Annotated in this window: 24 protein-coding genes; 21 read left to right on the top strand and 3 right to left on the bottom strand. The window is 59.9% G+C overall.

Going from position 1 to position 18,656, the window contains the following annotated elements; translation table 11 throughout:
* Positions 1 to 51 precede the first annotated feature (51 nt).
* Positions 52 to 699, bottom strand: a complete 648-nt coding sequence (locus tag ACWGXF_RS08910; RefSeq protein ID WP_003059455.1) for a MarC family protein — start codon at positions 697 to 699, stop codon at positions 52 to 54.
* Positions 700 to 881: 182 nt separating this feature from the next.
* Here ACWGXF_RS08910 and ACWGXF_RS08905 point away from each other — a divergent pair, with 182 nt between their 5' ends.
* The gene (locus ACWGXF_RS08905; RefSeq protein WP_012836761.1) at positions 882 to 1,574 is read left to right on the top strand and encodes a dienelactone hydrolase family protein; all 693 of its coding nucleotides are present in this window, start codon (positions 882 to 884) and stop codon (positions 1,572 to 1,574) included.
* Between the two features lie 165 nt (positions 1,575 to 1,739).
* On the opposite strand, the gene ACWGXF_RS08900 is transcribed toward ACWGXF_RS08905, so the two are convergent.
* Both ACWGXF_RS08900 and hemB read right to left on the bottom strand, forming a co-directional pair.
* The gene (locus tag ACWGXF_RS08900; RefSeq protein WP_012836762.1) at positions 1,740 to 2,942 is read right to left on the bottom strand and encodes a magnesium transporter CorA family protein; all 1,203 of its coding nucleotides are present in this window, start codon (positions 2,940 to 2,942) and stop codon (positions 1,740 to 1,742) included.
* A 133-nt stretch (positions 2,943 to 3,075) separates the two neighbouring features.
* Complete coding sequence (gene hemB, locus ACWGXF_RS08895; RefSeq protein WP_003059450.1) at positions 3,076 to 4,086, bottom strand: porphobilinogen synthase; 1,011 nt, start codon at positions 4,084 to 4,086, stop codon at positions 3,076 to 3,078.
* Between the two features lie 144 nt (positions 4,087 to 4,230).
* Between hemB and ACWGXF_RS08890 the strand changes: the two genes are divergently transcribed.
* The 20 genes from ACWGXF_RS08890 to rpsQ all read left to right on the top strand — a co-directional run bounded on the left by ACWGXF_RS08890 (position 4,231) and on the right by rpsQ (position 18,571).
* On the top strand, positions 4,231 to 4,647 hold the full coding sequence (locus tag ACWGXF_RS08890; RefSeq protein ID WP_003064013.1) for a CopD family protein: 417 nt from the start codon (positions 4,231 to 4,233) through the stop codon (positions 4,645 to 4,647).
* A 57-nt stretch (positions 4,648 to 4,704) separates the two neighbouring features.
* Positions 4,705 to 5,802 carry a VanZ family protein gene (locus ACWGXF_RS08885; RefSeq protein WP_034357922.1) on the top strand — a complete coding sequence of 366 codons (1,098 nt, stop codon included), beginning with the start codon at positions 4,705 to 4,707 and terminating at the stop codon, positions 5,800 to 5,802.
* Between the two features lie 11 nt (positions 5,803 to 5,813).
* A complete protein-coding gene (locus tag ACWGXF_RS08880; RefSeq protein WP_003074660.1) occupies positions 5,814 to 6,170 on the top strand; it encodes a (2Fe-2S) ferredoxin domain-containing protein in 357 nt (118 codons plus the stop codon).
* 161 nt (positions 6,171 to 6,331) lie between these two features.
* Positions 6,332 to 6,970 carry an alpha/beta hydrolase gene (locus tag ACWGXF_RS08875; protein WP_003064008.1) on the top strand — a complete coding sequence of 213 codons (639 nt, stop codon included), beginning with the start codon at positions 6,332 to 6,334 and terminating at the stop codon, positions 6,968 to 6,970.
* 151 nt (positions 6,971 to 7,121) lie between these two features.
* Entirely contained in the window at positions 7,122 to 8,294 is a 1,173-nt protein-coding gene (locus tag ACWGXF_RS08870) for a D-alanyl-D-alanine carboxypeptidase family protein (RefSeq protein ID WP_003064007.1), read from the top strand.
* Between the two features lie 238 nt (positions 8,295 to 8,532).
* Positions 8,533 to 8,910, top strand: coding sequence for a 30S ribosomal protein S12 (gene rpsL / locus ACWGXF_RS08865; protein WP_003059441.1), 378 nt, complete (start codon positions 8,533 to 8,535; stop codon positions 8,908 to 8,910).
* A 168-nt stretch (positions 8,911 to 9,078) separates the two neighbouring features.
* Positions 9,079 to 9,552, top strand: coding sequence for a 30S ribosomal protein S7 (gene rpsG, locus ACWGXF_RS08860; RefSeq protein WP_003059438.1), 474 nt, complete (start codon positions 9,079 to 9,081; stop codon positions 9,550 to 9,552).
* 145 nt (positions 9,553 to 9,697) lie between these two features.
* Positions 9,698 to 11,806: an elongation factor G gene (gene fusA, locus ACWGXF_RS08855; RefSeq protein WP_003064006.1), complete on the top strand. Its 2,109-nt coding sequence runs from the start codon at positions 9,698 to 9,700 to the stop codon at positions 11,804 to 11,806.
* 180 nt (positions 11,807 to 11,986) lie between these two features.
* Positions 11,987 to 13,177: an elongation factor Tu gene (tuf, locus tag ACWGXF_RS08850; protein WP_012836789.1), complete on the top strand. Its 1,191-nt coding sequence runs from the start codon at positions 11,987 to 11,989 to the stop codon at positions 13,175 to 13,177.
* Positions 13,178 to 13,202: 25 nt separating this feature from the next.
* On the top strand, positions 13,203 to 13,514 hold the full coding sequence (gene rpsJ / locus ACWGXF_RS08845; RefSeq protein WP_003059431.1) for a 30S ribosomal protein S10: 312 nt from the start codon (positions 13,203 to 13,205) through the stop codon (positions 13,512 to 13,514).
* A 200-nt stretch (positions 13,515 to 13,714) separates the two neighbouring features.
* Positions 13,715 to 14,389: a 50S ribosomal protein L3 gene (gene rplC / locus ACWGXF_RS08840; protein WP_003059417.1), complete on the top strand. Its 675-nt coding sequence runs from the start codon at positions 13,715 to 13,717 to the stop codon at positions 14,387 to 14,389.
* On the top strand, positions 14,389 to 15,012 hold the full coding sequence (gene rplD, locus ACWGXF_RS08835) for a 50S ribosomal protein L4 (RefSeq protein ID WP_003065421.1): 624 nt from the start codon (positions 14,389 to 14,391) through the stop codon (positions 15,010 to 15,012). The genes rplC and rplD overlap by 1 nt, the downstream gene beginning before the upstream one ends.
* On the top strand, positions 15,009 to 15,323 hold the full coding sequence (rplW, locus tag ACWGXF_RS08830; protein ID WP_003059415.1) for a 50S ribosomal protein L23: 315 nt from the start codon (positions 15,009 to 15,011) through the stop codon (positions 15,321 to 15,323). Before rplD ends, rplW begins: the two co-directional genes overlap by 4 nt.
* A 2-nt stretch (positions 15,324 to 15,325) precedes the next feature.
* Positions 15,326 to 16,150 carry a 50S ribosomal protein L2 gene (rplB, locus tag ACWGXF_RS08825; RefSeq protein ID WP_003059414.1) on the top strand — a complete coding sequence of 275 codons (825 nt, stop codon included), beginning with the start codon at positions 15,326 to 15,328 and terminating at the stop codon, positions 16,148 to 16,150.
* A 10-nt stretch (positions 16,151 to 16,160) separates the two neighbouring features.
* Complete coding sequence (gene rpsS / locus ACWGXF_RS08820) at positions 16,161 to 16,436, top strand: 30S ribosomal protein S19 (protein WP_003059413.1); 276 nt, start codon at positions 16,161 to 16,163, stop codon at positions 16,434 to 16,436.
* A gap of 10 nt (positions 16,437 to 16,446) precedes the next feature.
* Positions 16,447 to 16,779 carry a 50S ribosomal protein L22 gene (gene rplV / locus ACWGXF_RS08815; RefSeq protein WP_003059408.1) on the top strand — a complete coding sequence of 111 codons (333 nt, stop codon included), beginning with the start codon at positions 16,447 to 16,449 and terminating at the stop codon, positions 16,777 to 16,779.
* A 16-nt stretch (positions 16,780 to 16,795) separates the two neighbouring features.
* Positions 16,796 to 17,665 (top strand): 30S ribosomal protein S3, encoded by an 870-nt coding sequence (rpsC, locus tag ACWGXF_RS08810; RefSeq protein ID WP_003059406.1) that lies wholly within the window; start codon positions 16,796 to 16,798, stop codon positions 17,663 to 17,665.
* A 2-nt stretch (positions 17,666 to 17,667) separates the two neighbouring features.
* Positions 17,668 to 18,084 carry a 50S ribosomal protein L16 gene (rplP, locus tag ACWGXF_RS08805; RefSeq protein ID WP_003059405.1) on the top strand — a complete coding sequence of 139 codons (417 nt, stop codon included), beginning with the start codon at positions 17,668 to 17,670 and terminating at the stop codon, positions 18,082 to 18,084.
* A 10-nt stretch (positions 18,085 to 18,094) separates the two neighbouring features.
* On the top strand, positions 18,095 to 18,292 hold the full coding sequence (rpmC, locus tag ACWGXF_RS08800; protein ID WP_003059403.1) for a 50S ribosomal protein L29: 198 nt from the start codon (positions 18,095 to 18,097) through the stop codon (positions 18,290 to 18,292).
* 9 nt (positions 18,293 to 18,301) lie between these two features.
* Complete coding sequence (rpsQ, locus tag ACWGXF_RS08795) at positions 18,302 to 18,571, top strand: 30S ribosomal protein S17 (RefSeq protein WP_003059401.1); 270 nt, start codon at positions 18,302 to 18,304, stop codon at positions 18,569 to 18,571.
* Positions 18,572 to 18,656: the final 85 nt, after the last annotated feature.

Below are 18,656 nucleotides of genomic sequence, written 5' to 3'. Positions count from 1 at the left end.
CGTCCCTCTTGGGGGAAGCGGCGCAGCCGCTCAGGGGAAGTATTTTTTGGGTTAAGGGTATATCGCCGGGGAGGCCAGGATGGGGAAGATCTTGATCAGTCCGCCGGCCATCACCTCGATGGCCAGCGCGGCCAGAATCAGTCCCATGAGCCGGGTCATCACATTGATGCCGGTCTTGCCCAGCACGCGGGCAATCGGGTGGGCCAGCGAAAAGCAGACCATGATGGCAGCGGCCACCACCACGCCATAGCCGACCAGTGCCACATGCTGCCAGATGGTGCGCGCCTGATCGGCATAGATCACCACGGTGGACATGGCGGCAGGCCCGGTCAGCAGCGGAATGGTCAGCGGTACGACGGCAATGCTGTTGCCCTCGGCGGCCTTCTCGACGCCGGCTGCCAGCGTGGCATTGTTGGGGCGGTCTTCGGCGGGACGGGCGTTGAGCATGTTCATCGCACTGATCAGCAGCAGCAGGCCGCCGCCGACCTGAAAGCTTTGCAGCGAGATATTGAAGAACTGCAGAATCTGCAGTCCCAGCAGGGCGCAGACCGCAATCACGCAGAAGGCGGCAAAGGCGGCGGTGCGAATCGTCTGCCAGCGCTGCTCGGCGTCGAAGCCGGCCGTGTAGTGGATGAAGAACGGGACGATGGCCAGCGGGTTGATGATGGCGACCAGGGTGATCAGGGGCTTGATATCCATTACAGCTCGCCTCCTGGCATGGGGGGCTTCTTGCGACTGTCGGCCTTTTGTGGGGCTGAGATAGCTTGCATCAACACTCCTGTGAAAAAATGGCCGAATCATCGACGCGGCATCAGCCATTACAGCATTGCTGGCGGCCGCGTCGCGGATTTCCCTTTTGAACCATGTTAAGGAGCTTCGCAATGGGCAGCTTTGTTGAACTGACAGCCGTGGATGGCGCAAAAACCCCGGCTTATGTGGCCATGCCCGAGGGCCAGGCACGCGGTGCCATCGTGGTACTGCAGGAGATCTTCGGCGTGAATTCGCATATCCGCTCCGTGGCAGACCGCTACGCAGCCCAGGGCTATGTGGCCGTGGCGCCCGCCATGTTTGCCCGCGTCAAGCCCGATGTGGAGCTGGGTTACAGCGAAGAAGACATGAAGGCCGGCTTTGCGCTCAAGACCGCAGTGGAAGCCCTGCCTGAGCCTGGCGCGCTGCGCGATGTGGAAGCAGCCGTGGCCCATGCGGCGACTCTGGTGCCTGGCGGCAAGATCGGCGTGGTGGGCTTTTGCTGGGGCGGCCTCATGACCTGGCGCTCGGCCTGCAATCTGGCCAGCGTCTCGGCTGCAGTCTGCTACTACGGCGGCGGCATGACGGGCGAACTGGAAGCCAGCCGTCTGGCGCTGTGCCCGGTGCTGGCCCATTTTGGCAGCAAGGATCACTACATCTCGCTGGAGTCCGTCGAAGCCTTCAAGAAGGCCCAGCCCAAGGTGGAAGTCCATGTCTATGAGGCCGACCATGGCTTCAACTGCGATCAGCGCGGCTCCTACAACGAAGCCGCTGCAGCGTTGGCAGGTGAGCGCACTCTGGCCTTCTTCGCCCAGTATCTGGGTTGATATAAAAACAATAGCTGCTTGTGCTTTATATATAAGCGCAAGCAGCTGTTTTTATCTAAAGCCCGTTGCCGCTGGGCGGTCCCCCATCAGAGACATCAAGCAAGCGCCGCCGCGCAGCGAGGATGTCGTCCCCCTTGGGGGAAGGCGCGGAAGCGCCTCAGGGGGTCATTCTTTTTCTTCGCTTTCCAGATAGCGGCGGCGCCAGAAATAGGCCACCAGCACCACGGTGATGATCACCATGGCCACCAGGGCCCAGATGAAGCCGTCCTTTTTGTGGACGAACGGGATGAACTCGAAGTTCATGCCGAAGATGCCGGCAATCAGGTTCAGCGGCAGAAAGATGGCCGTCACCGTGGTCAACGTGCGCATGATGTCGTTGGCGCGGTTGCTCTGAGCCGAAAAGTGCATCTGCACGGCGGTCTCGGCACTTTGCTCCATGCGGTGAATGTGGTGGGTCACGCGCTCTATATGTTCGAGCACGTCGCGCGAGCGCACGCGCAGCAGTTCGCGCTCATGCTGGCGCGCAGGTGTGTGCTCGGGCGGCCAGCCCTCCAGCGCCTCGGTCCAGTCCTGCACGGCGGCACGCTGGTCTTCGCAGATCTCATCCAACTGGTGCAGCGCCAGGCGCACGTCGAGCACGCTGGCCCAGTTGCTGAAACGCTTGTTGGGCTTGAGCAGCGCCATCTGCCAGTGGTCGATCTGGCGCGTCAGTGTGCGGCGCAGATCCAGGTAGCCGTCCACCATGCCGTTGACCATGCGCAGCATCAGGTCGGCAGGCTCCACGGGCATCTTGGTGCTGGCCTGGCGGCTGTCAGTCTTGGCGGGGCCGGAAATCAGGCGCTGCCAGAAGTTTTCCAGTACAAAGCAGCCGTCGGGATGCACGGACAGCAGAATCTGGTCATACAGCGCAAAGCCCACGGGCTGGGTTTCCACGCGTTGCAGCACCGGCGCTTCGCGCTGGCCGCTGTGGGCCGGGTTGTGCGATGGAGGCGGGGCGCTGGATGCCGCACTGCCGGTGCCTGCCATCACTGCAGGCAGGCCTGGCGGTGAGGCCGCGGCTGACGCGGGCGAGGCGTGGTTGCCGCTGAGCGGCGGTAGATGGGCGTTGGCCAGCCGGCGGAATACCAGCACGTCGTACACCGAGGTGTAGTCGTAATTGGAAGGGATGGCCGGATTCAACAGGTCGGAGACATGCAGGTCCACGAGGGCGGAGCCGCCCAGCCTGACCAACATGGTCTGAATGGCTGGCAGCTGAGCCTCCAGCTCCGAGCGTGTGCAGGAGACCCAGTAAAACCCCGTGGTTGCCGCCTGCGTGGGCAGTCCGTCAACAGGCTGGGCATAGAGGGGAGAGATATGCAGCACGCGCATGGGATTAGGCAGTCTCGATGTCAGTGCAAAAAGCAGATGTAAAAACGGCCCGTGCAAGCTGCACGGGCCGTCAGATCATGCCTGAAATGCTCTCAGGCGCAAGCATGACCTACGCTGACAGCTATCAATTTTGTTACAGGCCGCGCAGCTTCTTGGCGGCGTCGATGGCAAAGTAGGTCAGGATGCCGTCGGCGCCCGCGCGCTTGAAGGCCAGCAGGGCTTCCATCATCACGGCGTCGTGATCGAGCCAGCCGTTGGCGGCAGCGGCCTTGAGCATGGCGTATTCGCCGGACACCTGGTAGGCGAAGGTCGGTACCTTGAACTCGTCCTTGACGCGGCGCACCACGTCCAGATACGGCATGCCGGGCTTGACCATGACCATGTCCGCGCCTTCGGCGATGTCCTGTGCCACCTCGCGCAGGGCTTCGTCGGTGTTGGCTGGGTCCATCTGGTAGACATTCTTGTCGGCCTTGCCCAGGGCGCCGCGTGTGCCCACGGCGTCGCGGAAGGGGCCGTAGAAGGCGCTGGCGTACTTGGCGCTATAGGCCATGATGCGGGTGTGAATATGGCCTTGCAGCTCCAGGGCCTCGCGGATGGCGCCGATGCGACCGTCCATCATGTCGCTGGGGGCCACCATGTCCACACCGGCTTCGGCATGGGCCAGGGCCTGGCCGACCAGCACTTCGACGGTGTCATCGTTGATGATGTAGCCGCTCTCGTCCAGGATGCCGTCCTGGCCGTGGCTGGTGTAGGGGTCCAGGGCCACATCGGTCATCACACCCAGCTGGGGGAATTCCTTTTTCAGCGCGCGCACCACGCGCGGGATCAGGCCGTCGGGGTTCAGGGCTTCCTTGCCGTCGGGGGTCTTGAGGCTGGATTCGATGGCGGGGAACAGCGCCAGGTAGGGAATCTCCAGCTTCACGCATTCCTCGGCCACGGGCAGCAGCAGGTCCAGGCTCAGGCGGTCCACGCCGGGCATGGAGGGCACGGCCTCGCGCTTGTTCTGACCTTCATGCACGAACACGGGGTAGATGAAGTCGTGCGGCGTCAGCACGCTCTCGCGCACCAGATTGCGGGTGAAAGCATCGCGGCGCAGGCGGCGCGGACGGTTCTGGGGAAAAGGAGTAGGGCTGGACAAATGCATGGGGAAAATTGTGCCCCATTCGTCATGGCTTGGCTTGCAGCTGCGTGACTATTCCATGACGACCGGCGCGACTGGGCCCGAGCTTCGAGGTAAAGACGCGGCGCGCAGCGGCTGTGGCGCAGCGCAGGCCTTTACACTGGCTCCATGCTATGGGTCAAAGCCTTTCACATCGTTTTTGTCGCCAGCTGGTTTGCTGGTCTGTTCTACCTGCCGCGCATCTTTGTCAACATCGCCATGGTCACGCCGGGCTCGGTGGCCGAGCGCGAGCGCCTGCTGCTGATGGCGCGCAAGCTGCTGCGCTTCACCACCATGCTGGCCGTGCCCGCGCTGGGTCTGGGCCTGTGGCTGTGGCTGGGCTGGGGCTTCGCGGGCGGCTGGCTGCATGCCAAGCTGGCCGTGGTGCTGCTGGTCATCGGCTACCACCACAGCTGTGCCGTGCTGCTGCGCAAGCTGGCGGACAACACCTGTCATAAAAGCCATCGCTGGTTCCGTTTCTATAACGAAGTGCCGGTGCTGCTGCTGATCGCTGCCGTGATTCTGGTGGTGGTCAAGCCCTTCTGAATCTTGCACTGAGAGTAGGAGGCGACTGTGTCCGATTCCGCGGTGCCGGTGATTTCCATGCGCCATACCTCGGCCTGGCCGCTGGCGCTGGTTTATGGGCTGCTCATTGTCTTTGCCAGCCTGTTCCCCTTCGACGGCTGGCGCGCCCAGGGCATCGATCCCAGCGTGTTCCTGTTCGCGAGGATTCCGCCGCCTTACTGGACCTGGTTCGACGTCAACACCAATATCGTCGGCTATGCGCCGCTGGGCTTTTTCCTGGCGCTGGCTCTGATGCGCTCGGGCCAGCCCAGGCTGGCCGTGCCGCTGGCTTTTCTTGCCGGCACGCTGCTGTCGCTGTGCATGGAGTTTCTGCAGATCTATCTGCCGCGCCGCGTGCCGTCCAATCTGGATCTGGTGCTCAATGCCGGCGGTACCTTGATCGGTGCCCTGCTGGCTGCGCTGCTGGAGAGGCTGGGGGCTCTCTCGCGCTGGAGTGCATTTCGCAACCAGTGGCTGGGCGAGGGCGGTGCCGGCGTGCTGGTGCTGCTGGCGCTGTGGCCGTTTGCGCTGCTGTTCCCGGCGGCCGTGCCGTTTGGCCTGGGCCAGGTGCTGGAGCGCATCGACGACACCTTGCAGGACTGGCTGCTGAACACGCCGTTCGAAGACTGGCTGCCACTGGGCGATTTCGCCATGACGCCGCTGTCGCTGGTGACGGAGATGCTATGCGTAATGCTGGGGCTGTGGATTCCCTGCCTGCTGGCCTACTGCGCCGTGCGTCATATGGGCCGCCGCGCGCTGGCCGGACTGCTTCTGGTGGCAGCAGGGGTGGGAGTGACAGCGCTGTCGGCCGCGTTGAGCTGGGGCCCGGCCCATGCCTGGGAGTGGGTGGATCTGCCGGTGCGCCTGGGTGTCTGGGGTGGGCTGGGTCTGGCCGTGATTGCATTGCCTGCCTCGCGCAGCATGTGCGCCGTGCTATTGCTGCTGGTGCTGGTGCTGCATCTGAGCATCCTCAATCAGGCCCCGACGAACGTGTACTTCGCCCAGACCCTGCAGGCCTGGGAGCAAGGCCGCTTCATCCGCTTCTACGGTCTGGGCCAATGGCTGGGCTGGCTCTGGCCTTACGTGACACTGGCGTATGTAGTGATTCGACTCTCACGTCGCCAACAGCCTGCCTAGAATGATCCACCATGAGCGACATCCAGAATCAAGACCAGGCCGGCGGCTACTACCAGCGTCATATCTTCTTTTGCCTGAACGAGCGTCCCAACGGTGAGGACTGCTGTGCTCTGCATGGCGCCAAGGCGGGCTTTGACCACTGCAAGCGCAAAGTCAAGGAAGAGGGGCTTGCCGGAAAGGGGCTGGTGCGTGTGAACAAGGCCGGCTGCCTGGATCGCTGCGCCGGCGGTCCCGTGGCCGTGGTCTACCCCGAAGCCGTCTGGTACACCTTCATCGACGACAGCGATATCGATGAAATCGTCGAATCCCATCTCAAGAACGGCAAGGTGGTCGAGCGCCTGGTGCTGCCCGAAAGCGTGGGACGCTGATCTGGCTGCCTTGAGTCCTGTGGCCGTCCCGGCAGGCTTGCGGCAAGGCGGCTCTTGCCTGGGGCGGCCGACTTTGGGCTTGCTTGTTCAGGAACTTTAAGCGTTTTCAAGCGTCAGCCCAATTACAGCAAGCGCAAAAAGCTACAACTAGGATAGCAATCGTGAATTCCCAGACCGAACGACTGACGCTCACCGGCACCGCCGGTGCCATTGAGGCCCTGCGCGATGCGCCGCAACTGGTCGAAGGCCAGAGCCCCAAGGGCGTGGCCATCATCGCCCATCCGCATCCGCTGTTTGGCGGCACTATGGACAACAAGGTGGTCCAGACCCTGGCGCGTGCCTTTGTTCAGTGCGGCTACACGGTCGTGCGTTTCAACTTTCGCGGCGTGGGTGCCAGTGCCGGCGAATATGACGCCGGCAAGGCCGAGCTGCAGGATTTGCTGGCCGTGGTGCAGCAGGTGGCTCCCGAAGGCCCTGTAGCTCTGGCCGGCTTTTCCTTCGGCGCTTTCGTCACCAGCCATGCGCTGGCCCAGCTCTGGGGTACAGGCCGGGTGCAGAAGGCTGTGCTGGTAGGCACAGCCGCCAGTCGCTTCGAAGTGGCTCCCGTGCCTGCCGAGGCCCATGACCAGACCCTGGTGATCCACGGCGAGGCGGACGACACCGTCGAGCTGTCCGCCGTGATGGACTGGGCGCGCCCGCAGATACTGCCTGTTACCGTGATTCCGCAGGTCGGCCATTTCTTTCACGGACAATTGCCTCTGCTCAAGAGCCTGGTGGTGCGCCACCTGAAGTCCCTGTAAGAGCCATTTCCCACACCTTGACGCACGTGAATTGCTGCCCCGTCTTGGTTAACTCCCTTTTCATAGCGCCAGGCCGAGGTATATCCTTGGCTTTGGCCGTTTTCGACGGTAAATCACCGCGCTTACCTTTGCTTTAGCGAGAGTCCTCTTCATGAAGCCCATCTACTCCACACTGCGTGTTCTGGCCGTTGCTGCCGCAGTGGCGCCCGTGTTTGCCATGGCACAGGTGGCGGCCCCTGTTCCTCCCGAAATTGCTGCCCGCAACTATCTGCTGGTGGACGTCACTGCCGGCCAGGTGCTGGGTGCCAAGGACGTTGATGCTCCCGTCGAGCAGGCATCGCTGACCAAGCTGATGTCGGCCTATGTGGTGTTCGACGCCTTGCGCTCCAAGAAAATCACGCTGGAGCAGCGCATGCCCGTGAGCGAGCGCGCCTGGAAGATGCCCGGCTCGCGCATGTTCATCGACCCCAAGATGCAGGTGCCCGTCAATGACCTGCTCAGCGGCATGATCATCCAGTCCGGCAACGATGCCACCATGGCATTGGCCGAGGCCGTGGGCGGCACGGCCGAGAACTTCGTCAAGATGATGAATGACCAGGCCAAGGCCCTGGGCATGAAGAACACCAGCTACAAGAACCCCGAAGGACTGACCGAGCCCGGTCACCTGACGACGGCGCGTGATCTGTCCATCCTGGCCCAGCGATTGATGCATGACTTCCCCGAGTACATGCACTACTACGCCACCAAGCAATACAGCTACCCCGGCACACCCGCCTCCAACGGCAGCAACCGCAATGCCTTGCTGTTCCGCGATCCTACCGTGGACGGCCTGAAGACCGGTCACACCAATGCCGCCGGCTATTGCCTGGTGGCCACGGCCAAGCGTGACCTGCCCAATGTGGGTCAGCGCCGCCTGCTGTCCATCGTGCTGGGAACGGCCAGCGAAAAGGCGCGTGCCAACGAAAGCCAGAAGCTGTTGAACTGGGGTTACACCGCTTTCGATGCCGTCAAGCTGTTTGATTCCGATCAGCCCGTGGCCACTCCCGCCGTCTGGAAGGGCGCTGCCAATGCCGTCAAGATCGGCAAGGCCGACGGCGCCGTGGTGGTGACCGTGCCCTCGGGCACCGGCGGCAAGCTGACCACCGAGGTGGTGCGCCAGGATCCGCTGATTGCACCCATTGCCAAGGGGCAGTCCATGGGGGTGCTCAAGGTCAAGTCGGGTGCGGATGTGGTGGCCGAGGTGCCGCTGGTAGCGCTTGAGGCCGTCGAGCAGGCAGGCTTCTTCGGCCGTCTGTGGGACACCATCCGCCTCTGGATCAAGTAAGTTCCCGGGCCGGCAGGAGGTAGCTCCTGCCGGTGAGAGCACTTTGATGTGCCATGCAAAGCATCTTGCTGCCGGCAGGGCTATTGTCGGCTGGGAGTTGTGCTGATTTGCACAAGCTGGTACATTCGAGGGCTTTTCGGAATTTCCGAAGGGATTCACGTTTCCGCATCGGCATCTGTTGCTGCGGATAAACCTTTTGCTTTCACGAAGCAAATTCACGTTTAGGGACGTTTAATTAATGCCAACCATTAACCAACTCGTGCGTCAGGGCCGCACGGTCGAAGTTGTTAAATCCAAGAGCCCTGCTATGGAAAACTGCCCCCAACGCCGTGGCGTGTGCACTCGTGTGTACACCACCACTCCCAAGAAGCCTAACTCGGCTCTGCGTAAGGTGGCCAAGGTTCGTCTGACCAACGGTTTCGAAGTGATTTCGTACATCGGCGGTGAAGGCCACAACCTGCAAGAGCACAGCGTTGTGCTGGTGCGCGGTGGTCGTGTGAAGGACTTGCCCGGTGTGCGTTACCACATCGTGCGCGGTTCCCTGGACCTGCAAGGCGTCAAGGACCGTAAGCAAGCTCGCTCCAAGTACGGTGCCAAGAAGCCTAAGGCTAAGTAATCAGCCCTGGTTTTTTGAAAACAAACGGTGTTTGATTCGCCTGACTGGCGCGGTCAAACGTAGTGGCCCTGAGCACGAATGTTTTGTGCGGGTCGAGTAAGTGAGAGTTTTGAATAGCTCTCGCGGTATCTGAAAAGATGCCAACTGAAGCAAAGATAGAGGTAAAAAATGCCACGTCGTCGCGAAGTCCCCAAACGTGAAATCCTGCCGGATCCCAAGTTCGGCAATGTAGAGCTGTCCAAATTCATGAACGTGATCATGGAAGGCGGCAAGAAGGCGGTTGCTGAGCGCATCATTTACGGCGCTCTGGACCTGATCGAGAAGAAGCATCCCGGCAAGGACCCTCTGGAAGCTTTCGTTGTTGCCATCAACAACGTCAAGCCCATGGTTGAAGTGAAGTCCCGCCGTGTTGGCGGTGCCAACTACCAGGTGCCCGTGGAAGTGCGTCCCGTCCGTCGTCTGGCTCTGGCCATGCGCTGGATCAAGGAAGCCTCCCGCAAGCGTGGCGAGAAGTCCATGGCTCAACGCCTGGCCAACGAGCTGCTGGAAGCTACGGAAGGCCGTGGCGGCGCCATGAAGCGTCGTGACGAAGTGCACCGTATGGCCGAAGCCAACAAGGCCTTCAGCCACTTCCGCTTCTAATCGGAATCTCGCTCGAGATACAGGGCCGCATGCAAAAACTTGCTGCGGCCTTGTGTCGATTCTGAGCGCCCCCATATAGAGCTGCTGCCTCCTGCGCACAATGCGGGGCCGGCAGTACTCCCATACGATCAAGCAAGGATCCATCATGGCTCGCAAGACCCCCATTGAGCGCTATCGCAACATCGGTATTTCCGCTCACATTGACGCAGGTAAGACAACCACTACAGAACGTATCCTGTTCTATACCGGTGTGACCCACAAGCTGGGCGAAGTGCATGACGGCGCTGCCACCACCGACTGGATGGAGCAAGAGCAAGAGCGTGGTATCACCATCACTTCCGCTGCAGTGACCTGCTTCTGGAAGGGTATGGATCTGTCCTACCCAGAACACCGTTTCAACATCATCGACACCCCCGGTCACGTGGACTTCACGATTGAAGTGGAACGTTCCATGCGCGTGCTGGACGGTGCTTGCATGGTGTATTGCGCTGTGGGTGGCGTGCAGCCCCAGTCCGAAACCGTGTGGCGTCAGGCCAACAAGTACAAGGTGCCTCGTCTGGCCTTCGTGAACAAGATGGACCGTACCGGTGCCAACTTCTTCAAGGTCTATGAAGGCATGAAGACTCGCCTGAACGCGAACCCTGTGCCCGTGGTGATCCCAATCGGCGCTGAAGAAAACTTCCAGGGCGTGGTCGATCTGGTCAAGATGAAGGCCATCATCTGGGACGAAGCTTCCCAGGGCATGAAGTTCGAATACCAGGACATCCCCGCCGAGCTGGTGGAGACCGCCAACAAGTGGCGTGAAAACCTGGTGGAAGCCGCTGCCGAAGCTTCGGAAGAGCTGATGAACAAGTACCTGGAAGAAGGTACTCTGACTGAAGAAGAAGTGAAGCTCGGCGTGCGTACCCGTACCCTGGCCACCGAAATTCAGCCCATGCTGTGCGGCACCGCGTTCAAGAACAAGGGTGTGCAGCGCATGCTGGACGCCGTGATCGACTATCTGCCCGCTCCTGTGGACATCCCTGACGTTACCGGTACCGACCCCGATGACGAAGAGAAGAAGCTGAGCCGCAAGGCTGACGATGCTGAGAAGTTCTCGGCTCTGGCCTTCAAGCTGATGACCGACCCCTTCGTGGGCCAGTTGACTTTCGTGCGCGTGTACTCTGGCGTTCTGTCCAAGGGTGAGACCGTTCTGAATGCCGTCAAGGGCAAGAAGGAGCGTATCGGCCGTATCGTGCAGATGATGGCCAACGACCGCGTGGAAGTGGAAGAAATCCGTGCTGGCGACATCGCTGCCTGCGTGGGTCTGAAGGACGTGACCACCGGTGAAACCCTGTGCGACATCGCTGCGCCTATCGTGCTGGAGCGCATGGTGTTCCCCGAGCCCGTGATTGCACAGGCTGTGGAACCCAAGTCCAAGACCGACCAGGAAAAGATGGGTATCGCTCTGTCGCGTCTGGCTGCAGAAGATCCTTCCTTCCGCGTGCGTACCGACGAAGAATCCGGTCAGACCATCATCGCCGGTATGGGCGAACTGCACCTGGAAATCATCGTTGACCGCATGAAGCGCGAATTCAACGTGGAAGCCAACGTGGGCAAGCCCCAGGTTGCCTACCGCGAAACCATCCGCAGCACGGTCAAGGACGTGGACGGCAAGTTCGTTCGCCAGTCCGGCGGTAAGGGCCAGTACGGTCACGTGGTTCTGACTCTGGAACCCCAGGAAGCCGGCAAGGGCTTCGAGTTCGTCGACGAAATCAAGGGCGGTGTGGTTCCTCGCGAATACATCCCTGCGGTGGAGAAGGGTGTGATCGAAGCTCTGACTTCCGGCGTGCTGGCTGGCTACCCTGTGGTGGACGTCAAGGTGCGTCTGACCTTCGGTTCGTACCACGATGTGGACTCGAACGAAATGGCGTTCAAGATGGCCGCTATCTTCGGTTTCAAGGAAGCTGCCCGCAAGGCCAACCCCGTCATCCTGGAACCCATGATGGCTGTGGAAGTGGAAACGCCCGAAGACTACGCCGGTACCGTGATGGGCGATCTGTCCTCGCGTCGCGGCATGGTTCAGGGTATGGACGACATGGTTGGTGGCGGCAAGGCCATCAAGGCTGAAGTGCCTCTGTCCGAAATGTTCGGCTACGCCACTTCGCTGCGTTCCATGACTCAAGGTCGCGCCAGCTACACCATGGAGTTCAAGCACTACGCTGAAGCTCCTCGTAACGTGGCTGAAGCCATTGTTGCTGCCCGCGCCAAGTAATTGACGCAGGTTTGACGAATCCGTCATAATCTACGGCTTCCAATCGCGGCAGTCCTTTGAGGACTGCCGCGATTTTTGCCGGTCTGCGATCCCATGCCGTCCTGTTTCCTGTGCGGGGCGAGTCAGCAATGAGGTGCAGACCTTAAACATCACACAGGTTTTTGCTCTTTCGGAGAAATCATGGCAAAAGAAAAGTTCGAACGTACCAAGCCCCACGTGAACGTGGGCACCATCGGTCACGTTGACCACGGCAAGACCACCCTGACTGCTGCTATCGCTACCGTGCTGTCCAAGCACTTCGGCGGTGAAGCCAAGGATTACTCGCAGATCGACAACGCCCCCGAAGAAAAGGCTCGTGGTATCACGATCAACACTTCGCACGTTGAGTACGAAACTGCCAACCGCCACTATGCTCACGTGGACTGCCCCGGCCACGCTGACTATGTGAAGAACATGATCACTGGTGCCGCTCAGATGGACGGCGCTATCCTGGTTTGCTCCGCTGCTGACGGCCCCATGCCCCAGACTCGCGAGCACATCCTGCTGTCGCGTCAGGTGGGCGTGCCCTACATCATCGTGTTCCTGAACAAGGCCGACATGGTGGACGACGAAGAACTGCTGGAACTGGTCGAAATGGAAGTGCGCGAGCTGCTGTCCAAGTACGACTTCCCCGGTGACGACACCCCCATCATCCGCGGCTCCGCCAAGCTGGCCCTGGAAGGTGACCAGTCCGACAAGGGCGAGCCTGCCATCCTGAAGCTGGCCGAAGCTCTGGACACCTACATCCCCACTCCCGAGCGTGCTGTTGACGGCGCCTTCGTGATGCCCGTGGAAGACGTGTTCTCCATCTCCGGTCGTGGTACCGTGGTGACCGGCCGTATCGAGCGCGGTATCGTCAAGGTCGGCGAAGAAATCGAAATCGTCGGTATCAAGGACACCGTCAAGACCACCGTCACCGGCGTGGAAATGTTCCGCAAGCTGCTGGACCAAGGTCAAGCTGGCGACAACGTGGGTCTGCTGCTGCGCGGCACCAAGCGTGAAGACGTGGAACGCGGCCAAGTGCTGTGCAAGCCCGGCTCCATCAAGCCCCACACCAACTTCACTGCTGAAGTTTACGTGCTGTCGAAGGACGAAGGCGGTCGCCACACTCCCTTCTTCAACAACTACCGTCCCCAGTTCTACTTCCGTACAACTGACGTGACCGGCTCCATCGAACTGCCCGAAGGCAAGGAAATGGTGATGCCTGGCGATAACGTGTCGATCACTGTGAAGCTGATCTCCCCCATCGCCATGGAAGAAGGTCTGCGCTTCGCTATCCGCGAAGGTGGTCGTACTGTGGGTGCCGGTGTGGTTGCCACGATCATTGCCTAATTCTTAGAAAAGCTAGGAATTAACAATGTCTAAGCAAAAAATCCGCATCCGTCTGAAGGCTTTCGATTACAAGCTGATCGACCAGTCTGCAGCCGAAATCGTTGATACCGCCAAGCGTACCGGCGCCATCGTCAAGGGTCCCGTGCCCCTGCCGACACGCATGAAGCGCTTCGACATCCTGCGTTCGCCTCACGTCAACAAGACCAGCCGTGACCAGTTCGAAATCCGTACGCACCAGCGTCTGATGGACATCGTGGATCCGACTGACAAGACTGTTGACGCTCTGATGAAGCTGGACCTGCCCGCAGGTGTGGACGTCGAGATCAAACTGCAATAAGAGTTTTGGAGGCCTCGCAAGAGGCTTTTAAGGGTCTTTGTTTAACGCGAACTTGCTTGAAAAAGCAGTTCGCGTTAAAATTTGGAGCTTCGCCTTTGATGCGAAGTTTTATTAACCTTCTTTTGTGTGCTAGGCATGATTGCTAAGGCACAACGCTGGGCCAATTGCAGTTTCAGCGGCAAAAGTTTTGGAGCAAACAAATGAGTCTGAGCAACTCCCTGGGGTTGCTGGGTCGCAAGGTGGGCATGATGCGTCTGTTCACTGATGATGGGGACGCAGTGCCTGTCACAGTGGTGGATGTTTCTAACAACCGCGTGACTCAGGTCAAAACCCAAGAGAACGATGGCTATGTGGCCCTGCAGGTCACTTTCGGTGCACGCAAGGCTTCTCGCGTGACCAAGCCTCAAGCCGGCCACCTCGCCAAGGCGGGTGTCGAAGCCGGTGAAGTGACCCGTGAATTCCGCGTGACTGATGAAACCGCTGGCAAGTATGCCGCTGGTGCCGTTCTGCCTGTGGCAGAGCTGTTCAGCGTTGGCCAGAAGGTGGACGTGCAAGGCACCTCCATCGGTAAGGGTTACGCCGGCACGATCAAGCGCCACAACTTCAGTTCGCAGCGCGCTTCGCACGGTAACAGCCGTTCGCACAATGTTCCCGGTTCTATCGGTATGGCACAAGACCCCGGTCGCGTGTTCCCCGGTAAGCGTATGACTGGCCACATGGGCGACGAAACCGTCACTACTCAAAACCTCGACGTGGTTCGTATCGACGAAGCACGCCAACTGCTGTTGATCAAGGGTGCCATTCCTGGTGCCAAGGGTGGCTTCGTTTCCGTGCGCCCCGCGATCAAGGCTAAAGCTTCCAAAGGAGCGAACTAATGCAGCTCGAACTCCTGAATGAACAAGGCCAGGCCGCTTCCAAGGTGGAAGCTCCCGAGACTGTGTTCGGTCGTGAATTCAACGAAGATCTGGTCCACCAGCTGGTGACTGCCTACCGTGCCAACGCACGTCAAGGCACTCGCGCCCAGAAGGACCGTGAACAAGTGCGTCACACCACTGCCAAGCCTTTCAAGCAAAAGGGTACAGGCCGTGCACGTGCTGGTATGTCCTCCTCGCCTCTGTGGCGTGGCGGCGGTCGCATCTTCCCCAATCTGCCCGAAGAAAACTTCTCGCAGAAGATCAACAAGAAGATGTACCGCGCCGGTATGGCTTCCATCCTGTCTCAGCTGGCCCGCGAAGGCCGTCTGGCAGTTGTGGAATCCCTGACGCTGGATACCCCCAAGACCAAGGTGCTGGCAGACAAGTTCAAGGCTATGAACCTGTCTTCGTCGGTGATGGTGATCGCTGAAGAAATCGACGAGAACCTGTACCTGGCATCCCGCAATCTGAAGAACGTGTTCGTGGTTGAGCCGCGCTATGCAGACCCCGTGTCGCTGGTGCACTACAAGAAAGTGCTCGTCACCAAGGGTGCGATCGACAAACTCAAGGAGATGTTCGCATGAGCACTACCAAGTTTGACGAAGGTCGTCTGATGCAAGTGCTGGTCGCTCCCATCGTGTCCGAAAAGGCCACTCTGGTTGCTGAAAAGTCCAATGCTGTGACATTCAAGGTGCTGCAGAACGCTACCAAGCCCGAAATCAAGGCCGCTGTGGAATTGATGTTCAAGGTTGAAGTGGCTGGCGTGTCTGTGGTGAACACCAAGGGCAAGACCAAGCGCTTTGGCAAGACCGTGGGCCGTCGCGACAATGTGCGCAAGGCATACGTGATGCTCAAGCCCGGTCAAGAGCTGAACCTGTCTGGGGAGGCTGCGTAATCATGGCTGTTATCAAGCTCAAACCTACGACCCCCGGCCAACGCGGCGCGGTGAAGGTTACTCGCGACCACCTGCACAAGGGTGAGGGTTTTGCCCCCCTGCTGGAAGCTCAATTCCAGAAGGCCGGTCGTAATAACAACGGTCACATCACAACTCGCCACAAGGGCGGTGGTCACAAGCACCACTACCGTGTGGTGGACTTCAAGCGCAACAAGGACGGTATCCCCGCCAAGGTTGAGCGCATTGAATACGACCCCAACCGTACTGCCCACATCGCTCTGGTGTGCTACGCAGACGGCGAGCGTCGCTACGTCATTGCTCCTCGCAACCTGGAAGTCGGCGCTACCATCATCAGCGGCTCCGAAGCTCCTATCCGCGTGGGCAACACCCTGCCTATCCGCAACATCCCCGTGGGCTCGACCATCCACTGCATCGAACTGAAGATCGGTGCCGGTGCTCAGATCGCTCGCTCGGCTGGTACCTCCGCCACTCTGCTGGCTCGCGAAGGCATCTACGCTCAAGTGCGTATGCGTTCGGGCGAAGTCCGCAAGGTGCACATCGAGTGCCGCGCCACCATCGGTGAAGTTGCCAACGAAGAACACAGCCTGCGCCGTCTGGGCAAGGCCGGTGTGAAGCGTTGGATGGGTATTCGTCCTACCGTCCGCGGTACGGTCATGAACCCTGTCGACCACCCGCACGGTGGTGGTGAAGGTAAGACCGGTGAAGGCCGTCACCCAGTTGACCCATGGGGCAATCTGACGAAGGGCTACCGCACCCGTAACAACAAGCGCACACAGACCATGATCGTGTCGCGCCGTAAGAAGTAAGGGGTAGCAAATGACTCGTTCTCTTAAAAAGGGTCCGTTTGTTGACCATCACTTGCTGGCCAAGGTCGAAAAGGCCATCGCCACCAAGGACAAGAAGCCAGTGAAGACCTGGTCGCGTCGCTCCATGGTCCTGCCCGAGTTCATCGGTCTGACCATCGCCGTGCACAACGGCAAGCAACACGTGCCGGTTTATGTGACTGACCAGATGGTTGGCCACAAGCTGGGTGAATTCGCGCTGACTCGTACCTTCAAGGGTCACCCTGCGGACAAGAAAGCCAAGAAGTAAGGAATAGAACATGTCTGAAACACGTGCTGTTCTCCGTGGCGTCCGCCTGTCTGTTGACAAGGGTCGCCTGGTCGCGGATCTGATCCGCGGCAAGAAGGTGGATCAAGCTCTGAACATTCTCCAGTTCACGCAGAAAAAAGCTGCCGTGATCGTGAAGAAGGTTCTGGAATCCGCTATCGCCAACGCTGAGCACAACGACGGCGCCGATATCGACGAACTGAAGGTCAAGACCATCTACGTCGAGCAAGGCACTACGCTCAAGCGTTTCACTGCTCGCGCCAAGGGCCGCGGCAACCGCATCAGCAAGCCTACCTGCCACATCTACGTGACAGTGGGTAACTGAGGCCTTAAGGAAGAATATGGGACAGAAAATCCATCCTACCGGCTTCCGTCTGGCGGTGAGCCGCAACTGGGCAAGCCGCTGGTACGCTAGCAACCGTGACTTCGCCGGCATGCTGGCCGAAGACATCAAGGTGCGCGAGTACCTGAAGGCCAAGCTGAAGAACGCCGCCGTGGCTCGCGTTCTGATCGAGCGTCCTGCCAAGAACGCCCGCATCACCATTTTCTCGGCTCGTCCGGGCGTGGTGATCGGCAAGAAGGGTGAAGACATCGAAGCCCTGAAGAAGGAACTCGCTGCTCGCCTGGGCGTGCCCGTGGCTGTGAACATCGAAGAAGTGCGCAAGCCTGAAATCGATGCCAAGCTGATCGCTGACTCCATCTGCCAACAGCTGGAAAAGCGCATCATGTTCCGCCGCGCCATGAAGCGTGCCATGCAGAACGCCATGCGTCTGGGTGCTCAAGGCATCAAGATCATGTCTTCCGGTCGTCTGAACGGTATCGAAATCGCTCGTACCGAGTGGTACCGCGAAGGCCGCGTGCCTCTGCACACTCTGCGTGCCGACATCGACTACGGCTTCTCCGAAGCCAAGACGACTTACGGCATCATCGGCGTGAAGGTCTGGGTCTACAAGGGTGACACCCTGGGCCGCAACGATCTGCCCGCCGTGGAAACGCCCCGTCCTGAAGACGAGCGTCGTCCTCGTGGTCCCCGTCGTGACGGTCGCCGTGATGGCCGTGATGGCGCTGGCCGTGGTGGCCGTCGTCCCGCAGGCACCAATGCCGCTCCTGCCGATGGCAGCGACAAGCCTGCTGGCGCTGGTGCTGATTCCGTTAAGCGCGTTCGTAAGGCCGACGCGCCCGCTACAGCAGCGGACGGTAAAGGAGAATAAACATGCTGCAACCTGCACGCCGCAAGTTCCGTAAGGAACAAAAAGGCCGCAACACCGGCATCGCTACCCGTGGCAACTCCGTTGCCTTCGGCGATTTCGGTTTGAAGTCTACTGACCGTGGTCGTCTGACCGCACGCCAGATCGAAGCTGCACGTCGTGCAATTTCCCGTCACGTCAAGCGTGGTGGTCGTATCTGGATCCGCGTGTTCCCGGACAAGCCCATCTCTACCAAGCCCGCCGAAGTGCGTATGGGTAACGGTAAGGGCAACCCCGAGTACTACGTGGCCGAAATCCAGCCCGGCAAGGTGATCTACGAAATCGTGGGTGTGCCTGAAGAGCTGGCCCGTGAAGCGTTCCGCCTGGCTGCTGCAAAGCTGCCTCTGCGCACGACCTTCGTGTCCCGTCACATTGGTGCTTAAGGAGATCAACATGACGAAATCTGCTGAACTCCGCCAAAAAGACGTGGCTGGTCTGGAAGCTGAAGTGAAGTCCCTGCAAAAGGCTCACTTCGGTCTGCGCATGCAAAAGGCCACGCAACAACTGGGCAACACTGCGACCATCAAGGCTACACGCCGTGACATCGCTCGTGCCAAGACCATCCTTGCTGAAAAGCAAGCCGCCAAGTAAGGAGCCGACATGACGGAAGCTAAAACATCCCTCAAGCGCACCTTGATTGGCAAGGTGGTCAGCGACAAGCGTGCCAAGACTGTGACCGTTCTGGTGGAACGCCGCGTCAAGCACCCCATCTACGACAAGATCATGATCAAGTCGAGCAAGTACCACGCTCACGACGAGCAAGGTGAGTACAAGCTGGGTGACGTGGTTGAAATCACCGAGAGCCGTCCTCTCTCCAAGACCAAGAACTGGGTTGCTACCCGCTTGGTTCAAAAGGCTGCTCTGGTGTAAGCCTAACCAGGCCCGCCGGCTGCAAAGCCCTTGAAAACGACCCACAATGCTGTGGGTCGTTTTTTTTATTTGGGCCGCCAAGAAT

The sequence above is a fragment of the Comamonas sp. HJ-2 genome (assembly GCF_053615495.1).
Note: the sequence above shows the minus strand (reverse complement) of the source record. Positions and strands in the feature narration are given on the sequence as shown.